Source organism: Methyloglobulus sp., from assembly GCF_046714055.1.
GTDB lineage: Bacteria > Pseudomonadota > Gammaproteobacteria > Methylococcales > Methylomonadaceae > Methyloglobulus.
Map to the genome: position 1 here is coordinate 1 of NZ_JBKKBJ010000005.1, position 4769 is coordinate 4769.

The 4769-nt window shown below is 47.8% G+C and carries 4 protein-coding genes and 1 pseudogene; 3 read left to right on the forward strand and 2 right to left on the reverse strand.

What is annotated here, in order from left to right; genetic code table 11:
* Nucleotides 1-132: pseudogene (locus ACLQ6D_RS00250) on the forward strand (IS5/IS1182 family transposase); the annotation flags it as partial.
* 225 nt (nucleotides 133-357) lie between these two features.
* On the forward strand, nucleotides 358-510 hold the full coding sequence (locus ACLQ6D_RS00255; protein ID WP_411725239.1) for a hypothetical protein: 153 nt from the start codon (nucleotides 358-360) through the stop codon (nucleotides 508-510).
* Nucleotides 511-560: 50 nt separating this feature from the next.
* On the opposite strand, the gene ACLQ6D_RS00260 is transcribed toward ACLQ6D_RS00255, so the two are convergent.
* Both ACLQ6D_RS00260 and ACLQ6D_RS00265 read right to left on the reverse strand, forming a co-directional pair.
* A complete protein-coding gene (locus ACLQ6D_RS00260; protein ID WP_411725240.1) occupies nucleotides 561-1670 on the reverse strand; it encodes a peptidase C39 family protein in 1110 nt (369 codons plus the stop codon).
* Nucleotides 1671-1695: 25 nt separating this feature from the next.
* Nucleotides 1696-2796 (reverse strand): DUF2817 domain-containing protein, encoded by a 1101-nt coding sequence (locus ACLQ6D_RS00265; RefSeq protein ID WP_411725242.1) that lies wholly within the window; start codon nucleotides 2794-2796, stop codon nucleotides 1696-1698.
* Nucleotides 2797-3094: 298 nt separating this feature from the next.
* On the opposite strand from ACLQ6D_RS00265, the gene ACLQ6D_RS00270 reads away from it, so the two are divergent.
* Entirely contained in the window at nucleotides 3095-4567 is a 1473-nt protein-coding gene (locus ACLQ6D_RS00270) for a RimK family protein (protein WP_411725241.1), read from the forward strand.
* The last annotated feature ends 202 nt before the right edge of the window (nucleotides 4568-4769 follow it).

Here is a 4769-nt window from a genome sequence, read left to right on the forward strand (position 1 = left end):
CGGGTGGTGGAACGCAGTTTCGCTTGGCTTGGCAAGGGTCGGCGCTGATGGAAAAACTGTGAAAAACGCCTGAACTCAAGTCTGCATAGGGTGAACCTGGCTTTCTTAAGATTGTTGCTTAATAAATCTTGAACAGGTTCTGAGATTTATCAATAAAACTCTCAACGGGACATTTAATTTACTCCCAACAGCGTTTAGTGCCGAGCTATGCTACACCGATTAATCCCCCTCCTATGCGCTGTAGCACTGTAGAAGGCGGGTTAGGCGCGTCAAGCATTGGATTTAAATAGCCACAGAATTTCACACGCGCCATAACCCGCCTTCGAGAATTCAAATCGATAGGCTAAAATTCCCATAATGCCAAACTATACCCGTGCCTATATTCCCGGCGGCACCTATTTTTTACTGTCACAACTGGAGCGGCGACGGCGATTACTGGTTGAACATATCGAGCTTTTAAAAAACCCATTTCGCACCGTTAAACAACAGCAAGAGCGCAACGTGATCTAAGGACACATTTACCGGATTTCACTTCGTTCAGTCCGTGTTACGCTTGCAACCTAACTCGGCCAAATAATCACCGCAGTCCGTAAACGGTTTTTGCCGAAGCAGGACATCCGGTCGAAATCTTCGCGGGCGATGGGGATAAATTGGCAATCGAGTTCGCTTTGTCGGCGTTCGTCAGGGTCGGAGTCGTGCATGTAGAGGCAATCATCATCAAAGCCGCTCATCACGACCCAGTGCGGGGCTTTTTTCCGGTCCATCAGGAAAGTGCTGATTAATATCAGCGGTATGGCTCCGGCCTTGAATGCTTGGATCAGTTCGTCTTGGGTAATGTTGGCGTAATGTAGTCGGATGCCTTGTTCTGCTGCTTGCCGCTTGAATCCATTATCGACCAGATCAACAACCTGTTTTTTGTCTTCATTGCGTACGCCGTCTATAAACAGGGTTCCTGTTTGGTTAATCCAGACTTCTACGGCGAAATGACGGCGTTTTGCGGCCAGCGCCAAGCCTATCGGGTGGCAGCCGCCGTGCCCTGATGTCATAAAAATGGTCGTGGCTTCCCGCCAGATATTGATTTCTTCTTCCTGGGAGGGTTGATAAGTCCGGTTGAGCCCATGCATAGCCATCATCAGCGCGGCAGGGCCGCAGGTAAAGTGGGTGGTTTGCTTTAACCAGTGTACCGACCGGTGCTGTAAGGTGTCGCTGTAATGGCGGATACGTTTTTGGTAGCGCAACGCGTCTTTGTGGTCTTGGTAATAATCAAGGTAGATGCCGAATTTTTGGTAACCTAGCGATTCGTAAAGCTTGATTGCCGGGGTGTTATCGACACTGACCTCAAGCCTTAAATATAGCCTGCCATCATCATGCGCGGCTTGTTCACCAGCCAGGATAAGTTGTTTGGCTATGCCCGCGCCCCGATGTTGATGGGCAACGGCGAGCGAGTAGATTCGTGCTAGCCGCGTGCCTGGATGGTAAATAATAAGGATATAAGCGACGGCCACGTTAGCCATTTCTGCAACCAGCAAAGCCCGGTGTTCTGCCGTTATCCAGTGCCGGAAACTGCGTCGGCTTAGTCTGTCGGTGTCAAAGCTGGCATTTTCCAAGGTGACCAGTTCGTCAAGGTCGCTTAGTTGTGCATGGCGTATTGGGAGGTTTCCCCTGTCCATCAACTAAGCTCCATCACGCAGGCCATCAAACTGACAATCCCCGTAAGGCTTGCGCGATGACTTGTCTGGCGCGGAACAAGACCAAAGCTTTCCAGGCCTCATCATTGGGACAAAAATGTTGGTGCATCTGTTGGCTGTGTTCCAATCGGGCTGAGCCATTATCAGGTTGCGCCCAAAGTTGATGGTCTCGCAACAGCACTTCGAATAGCCGGTCAGTTGGGTAGGTGCCAAATTCCAGCGTGACATGACAACTCCGCCCGTTCATGATCGCGTGCCAGGCATAATCCATTAACCCTGTTTTAGGGACGGAACTGGAGGTGCCAAGCGCGGGTAAAGTCACCGAGTCGCCGTACCAGTCATGGGCAATTCGTGTGCCGGGGCTGGCAGGATGATGGTCGCAAATAATTTCCCCATAGCCGTAGGGGCCTAGTCCGCTGTGCAGGTCAATGATCGCCAAATCCCGCTCGTGCAACTTGTATTGCCGCATAAGGCCTTCGGTTACCAGCCTGCCATGTGTGGGCATTTTACCGCCGTAGAAAGGCCCTGTTGGGTCGAGGTATTGTCCGCCACTGATTGCCATTTCCAGTGCGTTCCGACCGTGTTGCTGTTCAAACTCGGCAAAAGTGGTTTTCCTTGTTTCCCTATCGCCTAAAAACAAAGCGCTTCTAAGTGACTCGTAAGCCGAATTTTCTGGTAAAGGTTTCGAGAAATCAACCGCATTACGGTTTAGGTCTACGCCGTCCTCATCACAGCGGCGCAACCAGGCGTAGCCCCAGGGTGTCAAGGCATGGACGACCAATACGGCGGTATCTGTGGGTACAAGGAGTTGTCCGCTTGCAATTAAACTGATATGGTCAAGCTCTACGGCAGTGCCGACAAAGCCTTCAACACCGTGCGTTCCAGCGAGCAACACCAAGACCTTGGCGGCATTTTCAGGGCCTAACCATACGGAATCAGTGACAAGCGGTTCTCCGCCCAGTGTCTTGCCGGGACAAGGATAAGCCTTGTGCTGGATTTGGGCAAACGCTGAGAGTTCTACCAGCAATAGCAAGCGCTCTCTTGCAGCGACATAACTGTCTGGGAAAACACCAGTATTTATCGGTGTATAGCTTAGATAAGAAGACATTTCAGTCACACAGGTTTAGCCCTTAAAAGGTTGTCCATCGGATTTCATGAAATATTGCCCCCTGAATTCGTATAATGTAAGTGCAGAAACTCTTTGTAAAAAAACAGGTCTAGCTTCAACATGATCCTCCAAGAACTTTCCGAGTATCCTGCCGTACTCAGACCAAGCAAAAAAAGGAATGATCAGTGCCTACTTCATCATAATTATTGTATCTATTAAAGACACATCTTTGTAACTTACAAAGCCTAACATTTCCTAACAACGCCACTATTCCCTAATTAAAGAGGACACAACACCAATGGCGCGAACCCTTTTGGTTATCGATTCACTATCCGACTGGAACCCTTATTATCCCAGCGATCAAGTCATCACGTTTGAGACTTATCTTGCCACGGAAAAGGAAGATTCTGAGCATCGAGTCCGTATTATCAATCTTTGCGGCAGTTATTCCTATTTATCCGATGGTTACTATTGTTCTTTACTGGCCGAAGCGCGGGGGCATCACGTTATACCTTCTGTTAAGGTTTTGAATGACATAGAGAAAAAAGCGTTATATCAGCTTCAACTCGAAGATTTGTCACAGACATTGGAACGGGTTTTTAAGGGCCGCAACACAAGCGATGAAATCAAGGTGCTGAGTTATTTTGGCACGACGGAAGAGCCTGCTTTTCAGGATCTGGGAAGATTGTTGTTCGAAAGGTTTTCCTGCCCCATCATGGAAGTGACGCTAGGTTATGGGCAACAATGGGAAATTACGGATTTAAGGGCGGTATCGCACCGCGATCTTGATGATGAAAATGAATCCCTGTTTGCAACGGCGCTGGATAAATTCAGCAAAAAAGTGTGGCGCAAAGGCCGAACTCCAAAGGTTGCCCGGTACGATCTTGCCGTCCTGGTCAATCCTGCGGAAGCTTTGCCGCCCAGTAATCGAGGCGCGTTGAAAAAATTTATCAGCATAGGCAGGGAACTGGGTATTGAAATTGAGTTAATCACTCAACAGCATTATGCAAGGCTGCCGGAGTTTGATGGTTTATTCATCCGTGAAACCACGGCAATTGACCACCATACCTACCGTTTTTCTAAAAAGGCAGAGGCTGAAGGTTTGGTTGTTATCGATGATCCGACATCCATACTCCGCTGTACCAATAAGGTCTATCTGGCCGATTTATTCCGGAACCATCGGGTGCCGTCCCCCAAAACCTGGATACTGCACAAAGGCAATCAGCAGCATCTGGATAAACTGGAAAGCGAGGCAGGATTTCCTGTGGTCATTAAAATTCCTGATGGGGCCTTTTCTAAAGGTATTGCCAAAGTCCAGAATCGGCAGGAGCTTGACTCAAAGGTCTCCGAATTATTCCAAAAATCCGCATTGCTGTTAGCCCAGGAATTTCTTTATACGGATTTCGACTGGCGTATTGGGGTGTTCAATAACAAGGCCTTATATGCTTGCCGTTACTATATGGTTAAAAATCATTGGCAAATTTACCGCCACGGTGAAAAGCGCACGGATAGTGGGCATTTTGAAACCATGCCGACTTTTGAAGCCCCCAAACTTGTGCTGGAAGCCGCCTTAAAAGCTAGCCAAACCATAGGCAATGGGCTTTATGGCGTGGATGTCAAGGAAAAGGACGGCAAAGGATATGTGATAGAAGTCAATGATAATCCGAATATAGACCGGGGTATTGAGGATAAATATTTAGGTGACGAGCTATACCGTCAGATTATGTCGGAATTTTTGCGGCGTATGGAGAATAGTAGTAAGGGGATTTGATTCTTACTGTAAGGGACGTACTATTCACCTACATTAAGAAGCCTTATTGGTCAATAAGGTACATTATTTATCATAATTAACTGATGTTACGCACCTATAGTTAAAGTAAACTATAAGGATGAATACAGAACTATTAGAAATATATAGCGATTACTTGTTGAGTTCCTTTGGTCAAACGACGGCGACGGGATTATCCAGCTTG

Bases quoted from the DNA above. Each gene is read 5' to 3' on its own strand.
- ACLQ6D_RS00255 (WP_411725239.1), top strand. From the start codon at position 358: ATGCCAAACTATACCCGTGCCTATATTCCCGGCGGCACCTATTTTTTA.
- ACLQ6D_RS00260 (WP_411725240.1), bottom strand. From the start codon at position 1,670: ATGGACAGGGGAAACCTCCCAATACGCCATGCACAACTAAGCGACCTT.
- ACLQ6D_RS00265 (WP_411725242.1), bottom strand. From the start codon at position 2,796: ATGTCTTCTTATCTAAGCTATACACCGATAAATACTGGTGTTTTCCCA.
- ACLQ6D_RS00270 (WP_411725241.1), top strand. From the start codon at position 3,095: ATGGCGCGAACCCTTTTGGTTATCGATTCACTATCCGACTGGAACCCT.